General features: G+C 73.5%; 18 protein-coding genes. 9 read left to right on the plus strand and 9 right to left on the minus strand.

Translation table 11 applies throughout. From position 1 onward, the window contains the following. The first annotated feature begins 327 nt into the window (after positions 1-327). The 6 genes from ACLIBK_RS08140 to ACLIBK_RS08165 all read left to right on the plus strand — a co-directional run bounded on the left by ACLIBK_RS08140 (position 328) and on the right by ACLIBK_RS08165 (position 6,576). The gene (locus tag ACLIBK_RS08140) at positions 328-1,410 is read left to right on the plus strand and encodes a methionine ABC transporter ATP-binding protein (protein ID WP_415386745.1); all 1,083 of its coding nucleotides are present in this window, start codon (positions 328-330) and stop codon (positions 1,408-1,410) included. Next, positions 1,410-2,075 (plus strand): methionine ABC transporter permease, encoded by a 666-nt coding sequence (locus ACLIBK_RS08145; protein ID WP_415386746.1) that lies wholly within the window; start codon positions 1,410-1,412, stop codon positions 2,073-2,075. Before ACLIBK_RS08140 ends, ACLIBK_RS08145 begins: the two co-directional genes overlap by 1 nt. A gap of 74 nt (positions 2,076-2,149) precedes the next feature. Then, complete coding sequence (locus ACLIBK_RS08150; protein ID WP_415386747.1) at positions 2,150-2,977, plus strand: MetQ/NlpA family ABC transporter substrate-binding protein; 828 nt, start codon at positions 2,150-2,152, stop codon at positions 2,975-2,977. A 246-nt stretch (positions 2,978-3,223) separates the two neighbouring features. Continuing rightward, positions 3,224-4,231 (plus strand): MBL fold metallo-hydrolase, encoded by a 1,008-nt coding sequence (locus tag ACLIBK_RS08155; RefSeq protein WP_415386748.1) that lies wholly within the window; start codon positions 3,224-3,226, stop codon positions 4,229-4,231. Between the two features lie 96 nt (positions 4,232-4,327). Then, positions 4,328-4,678, plus strand: a complete 351-nt coding sequence (locus ACLIBK_RS08160; RefSeq protein ID WP_415386749.1) for a cupin domain-containing protein — start codon at positions 4,328-4,330, stop codon at positions 4,676-4,678. 236 nt (positions 4,679-4,914) lie between these two features. Further along, the gene (locus ACLIBK_RS08165; protein WP_415386750.1) at positions 4,915-6,576 is read left to right on the plus strand and encodes a peptide chain release factor 3; all 1,662 of its coding nucleotides are present in this window, start codon (positions 4,915-4,917) and stop codon (positions 6,574-6,576) included. Between the two features lie 129 nt (positions 6,577-6,705). On the opposite strand, the gene ACLIBK_RS08170 is transcribed toward ACLIBK_RS08165, so the two are convergent. Further along, positions 6,706-7,575 carry a YihY/virulence factor BrkB family protein gene (locus tag ACLIBK_RS08170; protein WP_415386751.1) on the minus strand — a complete coding sequence of 290 codons (870 nt, stop codon included), beginning with the start codon at positions 7,573-7,575 and terminating at the stop codon, positions 6,706-6,708. A 204-nt stretch (positions 7,576-7,779) separates the two neighbouring features. Between ACLIBK_RS08170 and ACLIBK_RS08175 the strand changes: the two genes are divergently transcribed. After that, positions 7,780-7,947 (plus strand): hypothetical protein, encoded by a 168-nt coding sequence (locus tag ACLIBK_RS08175; protein WP_415386752.1) that lies wholly within the window; start codon positions 7,780-7,782, stop codon positions 7,945-7,947. 129 nt (positions 7,948-8,076) lie between these two features. Here ACLIBK_RS08175 and ACLIBK_RS08180 read toward each other — a convergent pair whose 3' ends face one another. The 4 genes from ACLIBK_RS08180 to ACLIBK_RS08195 form a co-directional block, all read right to left on the minus strand. After that, positions 8,077-8,322 carry a DUF2171 domain-containing protein gene (locus ACLIBK_RS08180; RefSeq protein ID WP_415386753.1) on the minus strand — a complete coding sequence of 82 codons (246 nt, stop codon included), beginning with the start codon at positions 8,320-8,322 and terminating at the stop codon, positions 8,077-8,079. Between the two features lie 149 nt (positions 8,323-8,471). Beyond that, positions 8,472-9,767, minus strand: a complete 1,296-nt coding sequence (locus ACLIBK_RS08185; RefSeq protein WP_415386754.1) for a multidrug effflux MFS transporter — start codon at positions 9,765-9,767, stop codon at positions 8,472-8,474. Next, positions 9,764-11,590: an ABC-F family ATP-binding cassette domain-containing protein gene (locus ACLIBK_RS08190; protein ID WP_415386755.1), complete on the minus strand. Its 1,827-nt coding sequence runs from the start codon at positions 11,588-11,590 to the stop codon at positions 9,764-9,766. The genes ACLIBK_RS08185 and ACLIBK_RS08190 overlap by 4 nt, the downstream gene beginning before the upstream one ends. Before the next feature lie 310 nt (positions 11,591-11,900). Further along, positions 11,901-12,650, minus strand: coding sequence for a hypothetical protein (locus tag ACLIBK_RS08195; protein ID WP_415386756.1), 750 nt, complete (start codon positions 12,648-12,650; stop codon positions 11,901-11,903). A 200-nt stretch (positions 12,651-12,850) separates the two neighbouring features. On the opposite strand from ACLIBK_RS08195, the gene ACLIBK_RS08200 reads away from it, so the two are divergent. Both ACLIBK_RS08200 and ACLIBK_RS08205 read left to right on the plus strand, forming a co-directional pair. Next, the gene (locus ACLIBK_RS08200) at positions 12,851-13,864 is read left to right on the plus strand and encodes a hypothetical protein (protein WP_415386757.1); all 1,014 of its coding nucleotides are present in this window, start codon (positions 12,851-12,853) and stop codon (positions 13,862-13,864) included. A 326-nt stretch (positions 13,865-14,190) separates the two neighbouring features. Then, a complete protein-coding gene (locus tag ACLIBK_RS08205) occupies positions 14,191-15,900 on the plus strand; it encodes a DEAD/DEAH box helicase (protein WP_415386758.1) in 1,710 nt (569 codons plus the stop codon). Positions 15,901-16,182: 282 nt separating this feature from the next. On the opposite strand, the gene ACLIBK_RS08210 is transcribed toward ACLIBK_RS08205, so the two are convergent. From ACLIBK_RS08210 to ACLIBK_RS08225, 4 genes are read right to left on the minus strand one after another with little or no spacing between them, the layout of a single operon-like run. After that, entirely contained in the window at positions 16,183-16,995 is an 813-nt protein-coding gene (locus tag ACLIBK_RS08210) for an ABC transporter permease (protein WP_415386759.1), read from the minus strand. Beyond that, positions 16,995-17,834, minus strand: coding sequence for an ABC transporter ATP-binding protein (locus tag ACLIBK_RS08215; protein ID WP_415386760.1), 840 nt, complete (start codon positions 17,832-17,834; stop codon positions 16,995-16,997). The genes ACLIBK_RS08210 and ACLIBK_RS08215 overlap by 1 nt, the downstream gene beginning before the upstream one ends. Positions 17,835-17,873: 39 nt before the next feature. Further along, positions 17,874-19,016: a hypothetical protein gene (locus ACLIBK_RS08220; protein WP_415386761.1), complete on the minus strand. Its 1,143-nt coding sequence runs from the start codon at positions 19,014-19,016 to the stop codon at positions 17,874-17,876. After that, positions 19,013-20,032: a hypothetical protein gene (locus tag ACLIBK_RS08225; RefSeq protein WP_415386762.1), complete on the minus strand. Its 1,020-nt coding sequence runs from the start codon at positions 20,030-20,032 to the stop codon at positions 19,013-19,015. Before ACLIBK_RS08225 ends, ACLIBK_RS08220 begins: the two co-directional genes overlap by 4 nt. Positions 20,033-20,049: the final 17 nt, after the last annotated feature.

Consider the following 20,049-nt stretch of genomic DNA (forward strand, 5'->3'; position numbering starts at 1 on the left):
AAGGGCGCCTCGTTGACAGGGCGGCACGACGACCCTAGGTCGGAAGGGCTCCGGTTCCGGCCGGGGCCGCGGGGATTTGTTGGATGCCGCTTGCGCCGCGACACCAAGTGCTAAAGCGCCAGGAAGCGGTTGCCGACCCTGTTTGGCGGCGCTTCGTGTGTCATCCGACGGTGTTGGAGGATCGCGATGCGCGCCGCCCTGTGTACCACCCGGACCTGCTGACCGCCGCCGCGCCGGAACGCTGAACGCCGCGTTCCCCGACGGCCCGCACCGTGTCGCGCGGTGCTTCCCGCGCGCCCCTCGTCCTCTTCCGGGTAGCCCTCCACCGTGTCCCATTCCCCGCCCGCCGCCATCCGGCTGCGCGACCTTGTCCGCCGCTTTCCCGGCCGCGGCGCCGCCACCACCGCGCTGGACGGCGTGTCGCTGGACGTAGCGCCCGGTGAGGTCTTCGGCATCGTCGGCCGCTCCGGCGCCGGCAAGTCCACGCTGATCCGCTGCGTCAACCTGCTGGAACGCCCGGATGCCGGGGGCGTGGAGGTTCTGGGCCAGGACCTCCTGGCGCTGGACGAACGCGGCTTGCGCGAGGCCCGCCGCGGCATCGGCATGGTGTTTCAGCACTTCAACCTGCTGTCCTCGCGATCGGTGGCCGGCAACATCGCCTTTCCCCTGGAAGTCGCGGGCATCCCGCGCGCCGAGCGCGAGGCGCGGGTGCGCGAACTGCTGCCGCTGGTGGGGCTGGACGCCAAGCGGGATGCCTTTCCGGCGCAGCTCTCGGGCGGGCAGAAGCAGCGCGTCGGCATCGCCCGCGCCCTGGCCTCCCGTCCGCGGCTGCTGCTGTGCGACGAGGCCACCAGCGCCCTGGACCCGGAAACCACCGGCGAGATCCTGGCCCTGCTCCGCCGGTTGCGCGACGCGCTGGACTTGACGGTGCTGCTGATCACCCACGAGATGGCCGTGGTGAAGGCCGTGTGCGACCGCGTCGCCGTGATGCAGGCCGGTCGCATCGTGGAACAAGGCCGCGTCTTCGACGTCTTCACCCGCCCGCAGCACGACATCACCCGCCGCTTCGTGGCGGAGGTGATCGGCCACGCCGTGCCGCCCGGCACGCTGGCCCGCCTGCCGCCCCCCGATCCCGGCGAGGTTCGGGAGGTGCTGCAGGTCCTCTTCGCTGGGCCGCACTCCACCCGCGCCGTGGTCAGCGAAGCGTCCCGCCGCTTCAACATCGACCTCAACATCGTGTCCGGCCGCATCGATGAGATCGGTGGCGAGCCCTTCGGCCTGCTGGCCCTGGCCGCCTATGGCGCGCCCGAAGCCCTGGCCGCCGCCACCGCCTGGATGCGCGAACTGGGCCTGGACGTGTCCGCCCCCGACCTCGCGGCCAGCCCCACCACCCCGGCGGAGCCCGCCTGATGCTGCCTTGGCTGACCCCCACGCTGGAAGACTTGCTGGTCGAGGCCGCCTGGCAGACGGCCGCGATGGTGTTCATCTCCATCGCCGTGGCCGTCGCGCTGGGCCTGCCGCTGGCGCTGCTGCTGCACGGCACCGGCCCCGGCGGGTTGCGCCCCAGCGGCGTGGTGAACCGGCCGCTGGGGCTGCTGGTGAACGCCGTGCGCTCCACCCCCTTTATCATCCTGATGGTGGCCATCGTGCCCTTCACCCGCCTGGTGGCGGGGACCTCCATCGGCACGGCGGCCGCCATCGTTCCCCTGGCCCTGGCCGCCACCGCCTTTATCGCCCGCCTGTTCGAGGGCGCGCTGCGCGAAGTGGACCGCGGCGTGGTGGAAGCCGCCCGCGCCATGGGCGCCACCCGCGCGCAAATCCTGCTCAAGGTGCTGGTGCCCGAGGCCATGCCGGGGCTGATCGCCGCCGTCACCGTCACCCTGGTCAGCTTGGTCGGTTATTCCGCCATGGCCGGGGCGGTGGGGGGAGGAGGCTTGGGCGACCTCGGCATCCGCTTCGGCTACCAGCGCTTCATGCCGGAGGTGATGGCCACGGTGGTCGTGCTGCTGATCCTCTTCGTGCAGCTGCTGCAATCCCTGGGCGACTGGCTGGTGCGCCGGGTCAGCCACCGATGACGCGCCCCGCCCCGAAACGCACCGGGGCCGGCGCGTTCCCACCCTCTGAAAACCCACCGAGGAAAGCCGAACCCATGCAGCGACGTTCCCTCCTCCTGGCCGCCTCCGGCGGCCTCCTCGCCACTGCCGGCGGGCTGCTGCCACGCCCCCTGCACGCCCAGGCCGCCGCGATCGGCACCGCCGCGCGGCCGCTGCGCGTCGGCGTGACCTCCGGCGTGCACGCCCAGGTGCTGGAGCGCGTGCGCGACGTGCTGGCCAAGGACGGCGTGACCCTGCACATCACCGAGTTCGGCGACTTCATCCAGCCCAACGCCGCCCTGGCCGCCGGCGACCTGGACGCCAATGTCTACCAGCACCAGCCCTTCCTGGACGCGCAGAAGGCCCAGCGCGGCTACGACTTCGTGGCGGTGGGCAAGACCGTGCTGACGGTCATGGCGGTGTTCAGCCGCAAGCATAAGACCCTGGCCGAGCTGCCCCAGGGTGCCCGCGTCGCCATCCCCAACGACCCCACCAATGGCGGCCGCGCCCTGCTGCTGCTGGCCCAGGGCGGCGCCTTCACCCTGCGTCCCGGCGTGGATTTCCGCGCCACCGTGGCCGACATCGCCGAGAACCCGAAGCGCCTGCGCATCGTGGAGCTGGAAGCGGCGCAGATCGCCCGCTCGCTGGACGACGTGGACGCGGCGGCCATCACCGGCAACTACGCCGTGCCCGCCGGGCTGAACCCCCTCAAGGACGGGCTGGCGGTGGAAGGCGCCGACAGCGTCTACACCTGCCTGGTGGTGGTGCAGCGCCGCGATGCCGAAACACCCTGGGCCAAGCGCCTCGCGGCCGGCTACGCCGACCCGACGGTGAAGGAGTTCGTGGCGCGCGAGTTCGGCGGCGCGGTGATCTCCGGCGCCTGACCCCCCTTCGGCGCGGGAGGTGGGCTGCGGGTCACTGCCGCTCGCTTCCTGGCCTCCCACCGATGCCGGAGGTCGGCCGGCACCCCGGTCAACCGCGTCCCATTCCGCCGCAAGCGCCCACCGGGGTAGCCGGCACCGCCCTGTGATCCGGCCTTGCAGCCCGGCCGATCCGTCGCAGGGTGCTTGGCATCGCCGCCCGGCCGGGCGAAGCATCACCCCCGACCCGGCCGGAGAACCCCCCGCACCATGCCCGATCCCAGCGCGCCGCCCCCACCTCCCGGCACCGCGGCCGAACTCCTGCCCGGGCTGCGCTGGGCGCGGATGCCGCTGCCCTTTCCCCCGCGCCACGTGAACCTCTGGTTCCTGCGCGACGGCGAGGGCTGGCTGGCCGTGGATGCCGGCGCCAGCACGGCCGACGCTACGGCGCTCTGGGAACAGCTCGCCGCCACCGAACTGGACGGACTACCGGTCACCCGCCTGCTGGTCACCCATTTCCACCCCGACCATGTCGGCCTCGCCGGCTGGGTCTGCGAGCGCTGGGGCGCGCCGCTGCTGATGCCGCGCACGGAATACCTGCTGGCCCGCTTCCTACGCCTCGACACCGATGCCGGCATGACCGCCCACCAGGTGGACTTCGCCCGCCGCGCCGGCTGCCCGGAAGACTACCTCGCCTTTCTCGCCAATCGCGGCCCGCTGTTTGCCCGCGCCGTGGTGCCGGTGCCGCGCGCCTTTACCCGCATCGCCGGCGGCGACACGCTGCGGATCGGCGGCCGGGATTGGCGGGTGCTGACCGGCGGCGGCCATGCGCCCGAGATGGCCTGCCTCCATTGTCCCGAACTCGGCATGCTGATCTCGGCCGACCAGATCCTGCCGCGCATCACTCCCTATGTCGGCGTCGGCGCCACCGAGCCCCTGGCCGACCCGCTGGCCGACTTCCTCCGCTCCAACGACCGGCTCCGGGCCATCCCGCCCGAAACCCTGGTGCTACCCTCGCATGGCGAGCCCTTCACCGGCCTGCACGAGCGCATCGGCAGCATCGCCGCCCACCACGCCGAGCGCCTGGACACCCTGGCCGCTGGCTGCACCGCCCCCCGCACCCTGTTCGAGGCCACCGCGATCCTCTTCCCCCGCGTGCTGGAACCCGGCCCCCTCGGCTTCGCGTTGGGGGAAACCCTGGCGCACCTCAACCGGCTGGTGGTGGATGGCCGCCTGCGCCGTGAGGACGGCGAGGTGCCGCGCTACATCACCGCGTGAGGCAGGGCGGCCCGGCCGCAACCCTGACCGCCGCCCCGTGTTGGCCCGCCAGCCCGGGACCCGCAGGCTGATCCCCCCGGCGCAGGAGGGTTTCCCATGGCGGATACCACGGTGATCAAGGTCGACGCAGCCTTCTCGCCGGTGGGCGCCGACGGCCAGAAATACCTTGCCAGCGGCAAGACCCTGTCCATGCGCCTGTGGGAAAACGAACCCCCCGGCGAGGGCAAGGCGGCTGTGCGCCGCGACTACGAAACGGTGGGCTACGCCATCGCCGGCCGGGCGGAACTGGAAACCGAGGGCCAGACCGTGATCCTCCAGCCCGGCTCCTCCTGGGTGGTGCCCGCCGGCGCCGAGCACCGCTACCGCATCCTGGAAGCCTTCACCGCGGTGGAGGCCACCTCGCCCCCCGCCCAGGTGCATGGGCGCGACGAAACCCCGGCCGGCTGACCCCGCATCCGCCCCCGCTTCATTGCCCGGGGCGGCAACACTGACTAGATGAGGGGGGAAGGTCGCCGGACCTCCTCCAGCGCGGCCCCCGGATCGGGGGACGGGCGCCCCGGCGACCCGCGCTCCGGGTCCCGTTTCAGCCCTCCACCCACGGTTTTCCGACCAGTGGGCCAGGGGGCTCCGTTCCGAGCAACCCGGTGGCGCCCGGCCCGCATATTCCCTCCGGAACCCGCCCGATGGACCAGTTCGCCCCCGCCGATCCCGCCGCCCTGCCGCAGCCCGCCCGCTCCAACAGTGCCGCGGACCCGCTGGCCGCGGCCGTGGCGCGGGAAGCGGCGCGGCGCCGCGCCTTCGCCATCATTGCCCACCCCGACGCCGGCAAGACCACGCTGACGGAAAAGCTGCTGCTGCGCGGCGGCGCCATCCAGCTGGCGGGGCAGGTGCGCGCCAAGGGCGACCGCCGCCGGACGCGCTCGGATTGGATGAAGATCGAGCAGGACCGCGGCATCTCCGTCGCGACTTCGGTGATGACCTTCGAGCGCGACGGCGTGGTGTTCAACCTGCTCGACACCCCCGGCCACGAGGACTTCTCCGAGGACACCTACCGCACGCTGACGGCGGTGGACGCGGCCGTGATGGTGATCGACGCCGCCAAGGGCATCGAGGCGCAGACCCGCAAGCTCTTCGAGGTCTGCCGCCTGCGCGACATCCCGATCATCACCTTCATCAACAAGATGGACCGCGAGAGCCGCGACATCTTCGAACTGCTGGACGAGATCGAGAAGACCCTCGCCCTGGACGTCGCCCCCGTGGCCTGGCCGGTCGGCGCCGGCCGCCAGTTCGTCGGCACCTTCGACTTGCTGAACCCCGCCCTGCACCTGATGGCCGAGGGCACCGGCGCCCAGCCCCTGTCCGGCCTGGACGACCCCAAGCTGGACACGTTGGTCGCTCCCGACCTGGCCGAGGAACTGCGCATGGGCGCGGAGCTCGCCGGCGCCTACCAGAGCTTTGACGTCGACCGCTTCCTGGAAGGCACCATGACGCCGGTCTATTTCGGCTCGGCGCTGCGCGACTTCGGCATCGGCCACCTGCTGGAAGGCCTCGCCCGCTTCGCGCCTCCGCCGCGCAACCGCGCCGCCGACGCGCGCGAGGTCGAGGCGCAGGAACCGGCCCTGACCGGCTTCGTGTTCAAGATCCAGGCGAACATGGACCCCAACCACCGGGACCGCGTGGCCTTCCTGCGCGTCTGTTCCGGCCGGTTGCAGAAGGGCGCCCGTTTGAAGCAGCCCCGCACCGGCAAGACCGTTCCGGTCAACGCGCCGCTCTTCTTCTTCGCCCAGGACCGCCAAGTGGCGGAGGAAGCCTGGCCCGGCGACGTGGTGGGCATCGCCAACCACGGCATCCTGCGCATCGGCGACACGCTGACCGAGGGCGAGAACATCAACTTCCGCGGTGTCCCCTCCTTCGCCCCGGAAATCCTTCGTCGGGTGATGATCGAGGACGCCATGGTCGGCAAGAAGCTGCGCACCGCACTGGAACAGCTGGCCGAGGAAGGCGTGGTGCAGCTGTTCCGCCCGCTGGACGGCACGCCTCCCGTGGTCGGCGTGGTCGGCGCCTTGCAGCTGGACGTGCTGGCCGCCCGCCTGCAGGCCGAATACGGCGTGCCCTCCCGCTACGAGTCCACGCCCTGGGGGCTGATGCGCTGGGTGGCCTCGGACGACAAGGCGGCGGTGGAGCGCTTCCGCCGTTCCGCCCCGCACGACACCGCCGAGGACCATGACGGCGAACTGGTGGCCTTCTTCACCTCGGAATGGCGGCGCAATCGCGCGGCCGAGGACTTCCCCGAGCTGCGCTTCCTGGAACTGCGCGAACAGCACGGGCTCGTTGCGGCGAAGTAGCGCTTGCCGCGAGCAGCCCAGGCCGCTGAGCCCAAGGCACGCCCGCCGCGAGCAGCCCAGGTTGCTGCGGCCTAGAAGGGCTGGTTGCGAGCAGCCCAGACGGGCCGTGGTCAGGAGGCGTTCGGGGCGTCAGCGGCTTGCCCGCGCCGCCTCCTGCCGCGCCAGCCGGTCGGCGCTGTAGTGCTTGGTGAAGGCCTTGGTGAACTCCGCCCCGAACAGGAAGATCAGGGCGGAGTAGTAGATCCACAGCAGCACCACGAAGAGCGACCCCGCCGCCCCGTAGGTCGTGGCGACGCCCGCCCCGGTCATGTACAGCCCGATGCCGTAGCGCCCCAGTGACAGCAGCAGCGTGGTCACCCCCGCACCCAGCAGCACGTCCCGCCAGGGCAGGCGCCGCTGCGGCAGCACCCGGTACATCGCCCCCACCGCCAGCATCAGCACCAGCCCGGACACGGCGGTGTTGGCGGCATCGGCCAGGAACTGCGTGTGCGGCAGCATCTCCAGGGTGTGCTTCAGCGCGGCCAGCAGTGCGTCCGCCACCAGCGTGGCGATCAGCAGCAGCCCTACCGCCAGGGTCAAACACAGCCCGGTCAGCCGCGTCCGCAGCGTGGAGCGGATGGCCGAATACTGCGTTTCCGAGCGCCAGATCATGTTCAGCGCCGATTCGATGGCCCCGAAGGTACCGGTCGCCGTGACGATGATGGTCACCAGGCTGATCACGGATGCGATCAGGCCGGAATCGAAGCGCCCGGCGCTGGCCAGCAGGTTGGTGATGGTTTCCGCCGCCGGGTCGCCCATCACCTCGCGCACCTGGTCGGCCACGGCGTTGCGCGCCGCATCCTGGCCGAACACGTAGCCGGCGATGGCCACCGCGATCACCAGCACCGGGGCCAGGGAAAAGATGGCGTAGAAGGCGATGGCCGCGCCGCTCATCATCGCGCCGTCTTCCAGGAAGCCCCAGAGGCTTTCCTTCAGCAGCACCCAGGCGCGACGCAGCATTCCGGTGGCTTTCCCTCAGGCTCACGGCCGGGGTGCCGCGGATTCGCCGCGCTCCTTGTAGCCCGGCCGTCCCCTGGCCGCCCCTGGTCCCAGCCCGGCCGCCGCCTTCCGGCCCGCCATGATGGCCTGCCACGACGCTGCGGGTAGCGCCGCGCCCGGCTTATCGCCACATAGGGGCCAGCGATAACACGAAGAGGAGCGCCGATGCGCAAGCCGAACTACAACTTCGAACGCGCCGAGCGCGACCGTGCCAAGCAGGCCAAGGCCGAGGCCAAGGCGCAGCGCAAGGCGGAAATCGCCGCGGCCGAGAAGGCCGGCCAGCCGATCCCGCCCGAAACCGAGGGCGAAGGCGAAACCTCCGACCGCGGCTGACCGCCGGCCTTTCCGCCCGCCACGCCCCGGCGCCCTTGCCGGCGCGCGGGGCGGGCGCCCAGCCCGGGGCCGCAGGACGCGGCCGCCGGGAAATGCGCGGGAAAGCGGAAGCCGGCTTCCCGCCCGGTGTCAGGCGGCGGGGCCGTCGGTTTCCCAGAACTGCGACACCAGCTCGCCCTTGAAGCTCATCCGGACCTTGTCGCCTTCCACGCCGTCCACCATGGCGACCGGAAGGTAATGGTGCTGCCCGGCCGCGCCGCGGTCGGTCTTGGTCAGCTTGATGCGGCCGCCATCGACGTGGTCGACGGTGCCGATATGGGCATCATCGGCCCCGATGATTTCCATGTGCTCGCGGATGCCTGACGTGTCGGACATGAAGGGGCTCCTGTTGCCGTGCGGGGGCACAACGGCTGAGGCGCGGGCAGGATGCAGCCCCGGCCGCGCGATCGCCCCCGCCTGCCATCTCGGCGGACCATTGCCTGCCGCCTCGGACCACGCTGCCCCGGCGGAACGCGTCCCGCCTCTCAGGATCGCGCGGCCCCGGCCCGCTCGGCCCGCAGCGCCGTCCAGAAGGCCAGCTGCCCGATCACCCCTGCCACCACCAGCACCACGGCCGCCGCCAGGGCAGGGTTGCCGCCCACCCCCGCCAGCGCCGTGCACAGCGCCCCGATCGCCATCTGCCCGAAGCCGTAGAGCCCCGCGGCCGAGCCGATCACCTTGGGGTTCACCCCCACCGCCTTGGTCAGCGCCAGCGGGCTGGACACGCCGCAGCCCACAGTGAACAGCAGCAGTGGCGCCAGGGTCAGCGGCACGCTCAAGTGCCCGCTCAGCACCGCCAGCAGGAACAGCACCGCGCCGCCCACGCCCAGCAGCGTGGCCCGCAGCAGCAACCGCTCGATCCCCACCCGCGCCACCAGCCGGTTGGCGATCACGCTGCCCAGCGTCACGCCCCCGATCAGCACGAGGTAGTAGACCCCCACCTCGTGCACCGGCCGGTGCAGCTGCTCCACGAAGATGAAGGGCGAGGCCGCCATGAAGGCGTACATGCTGGTGGTGGCGCAGCCGCCCCCCACCACGTAGCCCGCGAAAGCCCGCGAGCGTAGCAGCTGCCCGTAGTCCCGCAGCAGCGAGGCCGCCGATCCCCCCGCCGCGCGCCGCCCGGTTTCCGGCAGCCGCCAGGCCGACAGCGCGATCGTGGTCGCCCCCAGCGCCGCCAGTCCCCAGAAGATCGAGCGCCAGCCCAGCGTTTCCGAGAGCGCCCCGCCCAGGGACGGCGCCAGGCCCGGCCCCACCGTGACCATCAGGTTCAGCAGTGCCAGCCGCCCCGCCGCCGCGGTCGGCCCGGCGGTGTCGCGCACGATGGCCCGGCCCAGCGCCAGCCCGGCGCAGCCGCCCAGCGCCTGCAGCAGCCGCGTCGCCACCAGCCAGCCCGGCCCCGGTGCCACCGCCGCCAGCAGCCCCGCGGCGGTGTAGAGCGCCAGCCCGGCAAACAGCACGGGACGCCGCCCGAAGCGGTCCGACACCGGCCCGTAGACCAGCTGCCCCGCGGCCAGACCGATCAGGTACAGGCTGATGGTCAGCTGCATGGCGCCCGTGCTGGCGCCGAGGTCGCGCCCGGCCTGCGGCAGCGCCGGCACGAAGATGTGCATCGCCAGGGTGCCGCAGAAGGTCATCAGCACCAGCAGCCAGAGGGGAGGGGGCCGCACACCCCGTCCCGGCCCGGCAAGATCGGGCGCCGGGGTCTCGGCCAGCGGCGCGCCGGGAACGGGGGCGCCGCCGCCCGGGACCTCCCCCGTGCCGGCCGCGCCCGTCACGCTCACGCGCCCTCCAGCTCCTCCCGCAGCATCTCCAGCTCCAGCCACTCTTCCTCCGCCCTGGCCAGCTCCGCCTGCCGCTCCGCCAGCATCGCGGAGGCCTTGTTGAACCGCGCCGGGTCACGCGCGTAGAGCCCCGCCTCGCCCAGGATCTCGCCCAGCTTGGCGATCTCGGCCGAGAGCTTCTCCATCCGCCCCGGCAGGGTCCGCAGCGCCTGCTGCTCCTTGCCGCCCAGCCGCCGCTTCGGCGCTGCGGCAGCCGCGGCCGGCGGCGCCTCCGCCCGGGCCGGCGCCGCGCCGCCCGCGGCCGGCTCGGCCACGGCACGCGCCTGCACTCCGTGGCCGCGCTGCGCCACCATGTCGGAATAGCCGCCGGCATAGTCCTGCCAGCGCCCGTCGCCCTCGAAGGCGATCACGCTGGTCACCGTGCGGTCCAGGAAGTCGCGGTCGTGGCTGACCAGCAGCACCGTGCCGGGATAGTCGGCCAGCAGCTCCTGCAGCAGGTCCAGGGTTTCCAGGTCCAGGTCGTTGGTGGGCTCGTCCAGCACCAGCAGGTTGGAAGGCTGCGCCAGCGCCCGGGCCAGCATCACCCGCCCGCGCTCGCCGCCCGACAAGACACCCAGCGGCGTGCGCGCCTGTTCCGGCAGGAACAGGAAGTCCTTCATGTAGCCCACGACGTGCCGGTTCTGCCCGCCCACCTGCACCGTGTCGCCCTGCCCGCCGGTCAGCGCCGCCTGCAGGGTCAGGTTCGGGTCCAGGCTGGCGCGGCGCTGGTCCAGGCTGACCATTTCCAGCCCCGTGCCCAGCCGCACCTCGCCGCTGTCCGGGGGAAGGACGCCGGTCAGCATGTTCAGCAGCGTGGTCTTGCCCGCGCCGTTGGGGCCGACGATCCCCACCCGGTCGCCGCGCAGCACGCGGGTGGAAAAGGGCCGCACCACCGGCCGCCCGTCATAGCTCTTGCTGATCGCCTCGGCCGCCATCACCAGCGTGCCGGAGCCGCCGCCCTCGCTGGCCGCCATGGCCACCCGGCCGGGGGCCAGGTTGCGCTCCCGCCGCCGCGCCCGCAGCGCGTGCAGCTCGCCCAGGCGGCGGACATTGCGCTTGCGCCGGGCGGTGACGCCGTAGCGCAGCCAGTCCTCCTCGCGCGCGATCTGCCGCGTCAGCTTGTGGGCGGCGGTTTCCTCCTCCTCCAGCACCTGGTCGCGCCAGGCCTCGAAGCCGGCGAAGCCCTGTTCCAGGCGCCGGGTGGTGCCGCGGTCCAGCCAGACCATGCCGCGCGACAGCCCTTCCAGGAAGCGCCGGTCGTGCGAGATCAGCACCAGCGCCGAGCGCATCGACGACAGCTCGCCCTCCAGCCACTCGATCGCCGGCAGGTCGAGGTGGTTGGTCGGCTCATCGAGCAGCAGGATGTCGGGCTGCGGCGCCAGCACCCGCGCCAGCGCCGCCCGCCTCGCCTCGCCGCCCGACAGCACCGCGGGGTTCTCCTCACCCGTGAGGCCGAGCTGTTCCAGCAGGTAGCGCGCCCGGTAGGGCTCGTCCCCCGGCCCCATTCCTGCTTCCACATAGGCCAGGGTAGTGGTGAAGCCGCTCAGGTCCGGCTCCTGCGGCAGGTAGCGCACGGTGGCGCCGGGCTGCACGAAGCGCGTCCCGCCATCGGGCTCCACCAGCCCCGCCGCCACCTTCAGCAGCGTCGACTTGCCCGAGCCGTTGCGCCCCACCAGCGCCAGCCGCTCGCCGGCGGACACGCCCAGCGTGGCACCGCGCAGCAGGGGTGTCTTGCCGAAGCTCTGGCGGATCTCGGTGAGCAGGAGCAGGGGAGGGGAAGCCATGGTGCCGCAGCCCATAGCACGGCCCGTGCCCGGCGGCGCCCGGCGGTGCCGCAGGGCTGCCACCCACGGAGTTGCCGGGAACGGGCGTGCCCGTTGCCGCTGGGCCGCGTCGGAGGCCCGTCGCATCACCGGCACCGCGGTGCGGGCTGCGGCGTGCGGCCGAGCCGTTCTCGGCCACGGCCCGCGCCGTCACCGGCTGCGCGCTTCCCGCGAACCCACGGATCGCCCGCACCGCTCGGCGGGGTGCCGGCGCTGCGACAGCGACGCCGGCCGGCGCCGCGCCGGACCAGAAGCGCCCGGCGCCCGCACGCTAGTCGGGACTAAATTCCATGCCATCCTGCGTGTTGACGACGTGGCCGCCGAGCAGGTCGCCACCATCGGCGTACATGGCGGCCCGGCCCAGTTTCCCGTTGATGGCGAACCCTTCCCGCGCGCCGTAGCCCGTGGAAATCAGCGCAACCTTGGGGACGATGGCCTTGCCGCCGACATAGTAGGAGGCAGTTCCGGAAGCCTTGCCGTGCCGGGCGTCCCGCTTGCGCAGGGTCTTCAGCATGGTGGCCTCCGACTGTGAGATGAGGTTGTCCATCCGGGCCTCATCCACCATCCAGCTCCAGCCCATCTCCGTCCCGAGCATCTCGAAGGCGAGGCGCTTCACCTTCAAGGGCGTCCAGATGGCATTGTGCCGCATCCCGAAGGAGCCGGTCTTGGCCCCTTTCTTCAGCACGCGTGCCACGATCGTGGAGCAGTTCTTCCGAACCATCTGGTAGTGGGAGTTCTGCTTGAGCCGGATGGCATCCCACTCGGCCTGCATCGCGGCCTTGTTGAGGCCGTTGATCTTGATGACGTGGTCGGGCGCGTAGCCCTCTGACACGAGGTCCGAAAGGAAGTTCTTCGCCTTGAAGCTGGTTTCCTTGCCCACCAAGCTGGCCGAATCCTCCGGCCAGTAGCTGACATAGACGGGCTTGGTGGGACTCCAGCGGTCGCCGATCAGCATCGCGGCATGCCCGATATAGGTCTGGGTGCCCGCGAGGTTGTTGTTCCAGATCACGACAACGGTCATGGCCAGCGCTCCCAGGGAAGGGCCGCGCCATCCCGCGCGGCGATCAGGCTTTCTGGCGGCGGAATGACGGCTGGCGCATCGGGCCGGAAGCCACAATCTTTGTCCTGGCCAATCCAGGACAAAAAACGCGCCATGGAACGCAGCGAGAGATCGGGGTTCCGAGACCGGGGCCGGCGCCGTTCCGCAGGCCCCAGCCGCGCATGAGCCTGCACCCGATGGCCCGGGCGCGCGACTTCGCGGCCAAGCTCCGCCTGACCGCCGCGGCGCTGGGCTGCACCAGCCAGAAGGAGCTCGCGCTGGCCTTCCGGCGCCACGACCCCGACACTGCCTTCGACCTCGGCCGCTCCTACAAGTGGATGCAGGGCCGCACCCTGCCGCGCTCGGCACGGCTGTTCGAGGAATGGGCGGCGCTGCTCGACACCGGTCATTCCACCGAGCAGCTGCTGTCCTGCAGCCTGGAGGAATTCGGCGCCTGGATCGCCGCGCGCCACGGTCCCGTCCCGGTCCTGGCCGCCGCCTCCGCCAGCCCGGCAGCCGCCGCCGAACGCCCGGAGCCGCTGGCCCGGCAGGGCGCCGGCCTGCTCCAGGGCCATTACGCCTGCTACTCGCACGCCCAGTCGCCCTATTTCCAGGGCCGGGTGATCCGCGCCTCCCTGTTGGTCGGCCGGGCTCCTTCGCGCGGCGCACCGCCGACCGCACGCTACGCCCAGGCCATCACCGGCGGCATGGCGGAGGTGAGCGGGCCGGTGCGGATGTACGGCGAAACGCCCTGCCTGGAACTGAACGGCCCCGCCGGCAGCCTCGCCCCGGTGTTCATGACGCTGTTCCGCCCGACCCCGCCGGCCAGCGTCCTGGCGGGCCTGATGCTGAGCTTCACGGTGGTGGACCCGAACAACCAGCCGCCCTACGCCACGCGCTTCGTGGCCGTGCGCGTGCCCGAGGCCGGCCTGGCCGGGCTGGAACCGTCCAACCGCTACCTGGCCCCGGCGGAATGGCCGCCCTCTGCCGACCTCGCGGCGCTCGGGCTGGCGGTGGACGCCGCGCCGGAACTGAATGCCTGCATGCTGGATTGCCTGGGGCAGGGCAACTGGTCCGGCTCGGACCGCCTGCCCGCCGCCGCCTTTGCCCGGCTGACCGCGGCCTGCGACCGCGCCTGGCTGGCCACGGAGGAAGCCGCCGCCTTCCGCGGCGAGGCCCGCGCCGCCGCGTCCTGACCGACGAAAGGATCGCCGGCCACCCCAAAGCCCATCCCGCCCGGCAACGCCCCGCGAAACCGCACGCATGGGCGGCGCGCGAACTGAACATGGGACTTGGCGCCCCCGGCCCCCTACATGCTGCTGCGGAACACCGCCGCCCGCGACGCGGGATCGGTGCGGCCGCAGGACGGCAAGGTGAGAACTTGGGCACCCCGGAAGCCTGACCGGGGAGGATGCGCGCCCCGGCACGACCTTGCTTCCGAACTCCCCGAAGCGAGGCGCCTTTCGCGCCCGGCGCCACCGGCCAAGCCCGGTGCCGCCGTTCTTGACCCCTGGATCTTACGATGCCTTTCCCCACCCTGCCCATGCTGCTGCAATCCGCCCTGACGGAACGCGGCTACCTCGAACCCACCCCCGTCCAGGCCGCCGTGCTGGAGCCCGAAACGGCCGGCCGCGACCTGCTCGTTTCCGCCCAGACCGGGTCTGGCAAAACCGTCGCCTACGGCCTGGCCATGGCGCCCGAGCTGATCGGTGAGGCCGAGCGGCTGCCCGCCGCCGGCGCGCCCCTGGCCCTGGTGGTCGCCCCGACCCGCGAGCTCGCCCTTCAGGTCAAGGCGGAGCTCGCCTGGCTGCTCGCCGCCGCCGGCGGCCGCGTGGTGTCCTGCGTCGGCGGCATGGACCCCGTGGCCGAGCGCCGCGAGCTGGCCCGCGGCGTGCACGTCGTGGTCGGCACCCCCGGCCGCCTGCGCGACCACCTGGAACGCGGCAACCTCAAGCCCGATGCCCTGCGCGTCGTGGTGCTGGACGAGGCCGACGAGATGCTCGACCTCGGCTTCCGCGAGGAGCTGGAGGCGATCCTCGACGCCACCCCGGCCGAGCGCCGCACACTGCTCTTCTCCGCCACCGTGCCGCGCGGCATCGCTGCCCTGGCGAAGAGCTACCAGCGCGATGCGCTGCGCATCGAGGCCACCACCCAGGGCGAGCAGCACGGCGACATCGACTACCGCGCCACGCTGATCGCCCCGCACGAGGTGGAGCGCGCCGTGGTCAACGTTCTCCGCCTGGAGGACCCGCGCATCGCCATGGTGTTCTGCGCCACCCGCGCCACGGTGAACCGGCTGCACGCCAACCTGACGGAGCGCGGCTTCGCCGCCGTGGCCCTGTCCGGCGAACTCTCCCAGGCCGAGCGCACCCGCGCCCTGCAGAACCTGCGCGACGGCCGCGCCCGGGTCTGCGTCGCCACCGACGTGGCCGCCCGCGGCATCGACCTCCCCGACCTCGGCCTGGTGATCCACGCCGAGCTGCCGCGCGACCCCGAAACGCTGCTGCACCGGTCCGGCCGCACCGGCCGCGCCGGGCGCAAGGGCGTTTCCACCCTGCTGGTGCCCTATAACCGCCGCCGCACCGCCGACCGCCTGCTGCTCGAGGCCCGCGTCCGCGCCACCTGGACCCCGGCCCCGACCCCCGAGGCGATCCGCGCCCGCGACGGCGAGCGCATCGCCGCCCAGGTCGCCACCCTGGCCGAGGAAGAGGTGTCGGAGGACGACCTGACGCTGGCGCGCAGCCTGCTGGAAGGCCGTACCGCCGAAACCCTCGCCGCCGCCCTGGTGCGTACCCTGCGCGCGCCCCTGCCGGCGCCGGAGGAATTGTCGGACGTGTCCGAACGCCCCGCCCGCCGCGAAACCCCCGCGCAGGGCGAGCGCGGCGAGGCCACCGAGGGCGTCTGGTTCCACATGGATGTCGGGCGCGACGGCAACGCCGATCCGCGCTGGCTGCTGCCCTTCTTGTGCCGCCGCGGCCACGTGACCCGGCAGGAGATCGGCCGCATCCGCATCCTCGGCAACGAAACGCAGTTCGAGGTCGCCTCCTACGCCGCCGCGCGCTTCGCCGCCGCCGCCCGCAAGGCGGAGGGCGAGAACGCCGAGATCCGCGTCGAGCCGATGGCCCACCCCGCCCCCGGTGCCGCCCCCCGCGGCCCGAAGCACCGCCCCGGTGCCTCCCGCCCGGGCCCGCGCCCCGGCGCGGCCCGCCCGGCCTACCGCGCCCGCGGTTGACGTAGCGGCCTCGCCGCGGCGCGGCGGGGCGTTGTTCTCGGGTGGCCTGAGCGGTGGCCAGGGGCGCTGCCCCTGGACCCCGCCGGGGAGTTTAAACTCCCCGGACCACACGTTGAGTGCCTCCGGCGGGGGCGGGATGGCTGACGGTAGTCATGGGGGACAACGGCGTCCGGCCCGCCCCCGCCGGAGGCACTCATGAGGTCGAGGAGCCTAAGCTCCTCGCGGGGTGTCCAGAGGGGCAGAGCCCCTCTGGCCCTGGCCGGCACATCCGGGCCCCCAGCGTCACTCGCCGACGCTGAGCAGCGCGCCGCTTTCGCGCGCCCGGCGGAACTGCGCCAGGAAGGTCCAGCCCATCAGTCCCAGCCACAGCGCGTCCAGCCCATAGGCGGCGCCCAGGTGGCCCCAGGCGACGTGGCCGTCCAGCAGCGCGGCGCGCATGCCCTCGAACACGTGGGCGGCGGGCAGGGCGAGGGCCAGGGGTTGCACCCAGTCCGGCAGCGCCGAGACCGGGTAGAACACGGCCGAGAAGGGCGCGAGGCCGAACAGCACCGACCAGGCCAGCGCTTCCGCCCCCGCGCCGTGGCGCAACACCATGGCGGTGACCCCCAGCGCCACGGCCCAGCCCATCAGGCACAGCGCCGCGAAGAAGCCCACCACCACCGGCCCCATCGAGAACAGCCCGAAGCCGTAGAGCACCCAGGCCAGCCCCACCGCCGGCAGCACGCCCACCAGTGTCCGCCCCAGGCTGACCACCATCAGTGCCGCCAGCAGCTCCCGCGGTCGCAGCGGCGAAACGAAGATGTGCCCGAGGTTGCGCGACCAGATCTCCTCCAGAAAGGAGATCGCCACCCCCATCTGCGAGCGCAGCGCCACCTCCCACAGCAGCACGCCCCCCAGCAGCGCCCCCGCCGCGGCGGCCGCCACGCCGCGCCCGGAAGCCCCGCCCTGGGCCGCGATCCAGGAGGTCAGGAAGCCCCAGACCAGCATCTGCAGGATGGGGAAGTACATCAGCTCCAGCAGCCGCGGCCAGGAACGCCGGAACAGCGCGAGGTGCCGGTACACCATGCCCCAGACCCGGCGCAGCGCGGGGCGCATCACGCCGCCCCCGTCGCGGCAGGAAGGGCTGCCGCGGGAAGCGCCGCGTGGCCGCGGTCGCGGGCGATGTCCAGGAACACCTCCTCCAGGTCGTCGCGCCCGTAGCGCTGCAGCAGCTCCGCCGGGCTGCCCTGGTCCACCAGCCGGCCGCGCTTGAGCATCAGCACCTGCGAGCAGAGCCGCTCCACCTCCGCCATGTTGTGCGAGGCCAGCAGGATCGCGCAGCCGCTCTCCGCCCGGTAGCGCTCCAGCATGCCGCGCACCCAGTCGGCGGTGTCGGGGTCCAGGCTGGCCGTGGGCTCGTCCAGCAGCAGCACGTCGGGGCGGTTGAGCAGCGACTTGGCCAGCGCCGCCCGGGTCTTCTGCCCGGCCGAAAGCTGCCCGGCCGGACGGTCCAGGAATTCCCCCAGCGCCAGTTCCTCCGCCAGTTCCTCGATCCGCTGCGCCGCGCGCGGCACGTCGTAGAGGTGGCCGTAGACGGTCAGGTTCTCCCGCACGCTCAGCCGGTGCGGCAGCGACACGTAGGGCGAGGAGAAGTTCATCCGCGCCAGCGCTGCGAAGCGCCGCCGCGCCATGTCGTGCCCCAGCACGGTGACGGTGCCGGTGCTCGGCACCAGCAGCCCCAGCAGGATGGCGATGGTGGTGCTCTTGCCGGCGCCGTTGCCGCCCAGCAGCCCCCAGGTTTCCCCCGGCGGTAGGGCGAAGCTCAGGTCGTCCAGCGCCAGGGTGGCGTCGTAGCGCTTGCTCAGGTGCTGGGCGTGGATGGCAAAGGACATGCTGCCTGGATAGGCGACCGCCGCCCCACCCGTCAGCCCCATGGCCGATCCCGGCTGCGTCATCGGCCCCGGTTTCGGTGTGGCGGTGACGTCCACCGCGCCTCAACCCCGGCGGCGCTGCACCACCCGGCCCTGAAACAACGTCACCCCGTTCTGCCAACCCCAGGCAACGGCGGCGGAACTGTCGGCCGCGGCCAGTACCACCTCCACCGCGCCGGCGCGGGCCAGGTCCGGCAAGGGGCCGGGGGCGCGCGGCAGCGCCGCGGTGAAGGGCAGCCGCACTACCTCCACCCCTAGCGGCCCCGGCGGCAGCACGGCCAGCGCGGCGGGGTCGGGCGCTTCCAGCGCCAGGCGATAGCCGCGGTTGCGGGCGAAGTCGCGGCTGAAGCCGAAGCCGTCCGGGTCGTCCAGGATCTCCGCCGCCGCCACGCCCAGGCACAACAGCGGCTTCAGCGAGCGCGGCAGCGCGGCATCCAGCCGCAGGAAGGCGGCCGAGCTGAACCCGGCCAGCGGCAGCGGCAGGTGCAGCGCCCGCGGCGCCCCCAGCCAGTCCGGCCGCGCCAGCGAGGCCAGCAGCCGCCCCGCCACCGCTTCCGCCAGCCGTGCGGCCAGGGCCGGCGCGGCGGCGGGGTCGCGCCCGCCCAGCAGCCGGTCGGCCACGGCGGCGGGCAGCGGGCGCACATCCTCGCGCAGCAGTTCGGCAGCTCCCCCTTCGGCGGGCAGGCGGCATACGTCCTGGCGCGCGTGCAGCGGCCACACATCGGCCTGCACCAGGGCACGCTCCGCCTCGGCCAGGGTGGCCGGGTCCAGCGGCGGGCGCGGCGGGGCGGCGGGCACGGCATCCAGCCCCAGGCTGTGTTCCAGCGCCACCAGCACCGCCCCGGCCTCGTCCGGCAGGCGCAGCGGGCGCAGCACCCGGCGCAACTCCGCTTCCGGCAGGGCCCCGTCCAGCGCCGCGCGCAGGGTCGCGAACAAGCCGGGCGAGCCGGGGCGGGCAGGGGGCGCCAGCACCGCCAAGTCGCCATCGGGCAGGGCGAAAACCCGGCTCACCCCGTCGCGACGGGAGGAGGCGGCGTCGCGCAGCAGCTTCAGGTGGTGCGGGCGGTCCAGCCCAGGCGGCAAGGCGGTGGGGCGCAGCCACACCAGCTCGCGCGGGCTTTCCGTGGCGGTGCAGTGCCGCACCGCTGCCGCCAGCTCCGCCGCCCCGCCATCCACCGCCGGGGCGGACCGCATCGCGGCGCTCACGCGGCCGGCTCCGGGCTGGCGAGCAGCCGCTCCGGCCGGGTGCAGCCGCGGCGGCCGGCGGCCTCCGCGGCCATGGCGCGCAGCGCGCAATCGGCGGCGGTGCAGCCACCGCCGTCCGGGCAAAGCCGCCGGCGCAGGGCGGCCAGCAGCCGCGACGGGTGCGGCCCGGCGAATCGCCCGATGCCGTGCAGCAGCCCCCAGCGCAGCGCGTCCTCCGACGCCACGCCGTGCAGCACGATCCGCCCCACCCCCAGCGCCGCCACCACGCGGCTCTCCACCGACGCGAGTCGCGCATCCCAGCGCAGGTGCAGCGCCGCCCCCGGCAGCGCCGCGGGGTCGCACAAGGGCACCAGCCCGGCATGCAGCCCCGACAGCGCGAAGAGCCCGGCCGGGGTGCCGCGCGCCAGCGCGCCCAGCGGCAGCACGGGCACTACCGGCAAGGCTTCCAGCCCACGCGGCAGTTCCGGCCAGGACCCCGCCGCCACGTCCAGGTGCAAGGGCACGGCCACCGCGCCGCCCAGCAGTTCCGACCGCCCTTCCGCCTCCGCCAGCTCGGACGCCGCGCGCCGCAACCGCGCCTCGGCAGCGTGCCGGGCCAAGTGGGCCGGCAGCGCGGCGCCTCCCCGGCGCGAGGCGGTCAGCCAGATCCCGGCCAGCCGCGGCACCCCCGCCGCCGAGAGCCCGACGATCGGCCGGCGGCGCAGCGCCGGTTCCGCGGCCGCCCCCCGGCCCTCCGTCCCGGGCGCGGCGGCGACGGGCGGGCGGGGCAGCTCCGGCGCGGCGCCCTGCCGCAGCAGCGCCGCGGCGCCGAAGATCGGGGCCAGCGCGGCCTCTGCCCGGTCCAGCAGCGCCGCCGGCCCGCCCAGCAGCAGCGCGCCGTTGGCGGCGTCCTCCAGCACCCGGCCGTTGCTGCCGCGCGCCAGGTCCTCCAGCAGCGCCAGGGCCACCCGCCGGCGCGAGGCGGCGGCCTCCGGCGCCGCCGCCTCGCCGGGCGCCAGGGCCAGCCATTCGGCCACGCCCGCCCCGGCCGTGT

It is taken from the genome of Roseomonas sp. BN140053 (assembly GCF_047690175.1).
In the GTDB taxonomy this organism is placed as follows: Bacteria; Pseudomonadota; Alphaproteobacteria; order Acetobacterales; family Acetobacteraceae; genus Roseomonas.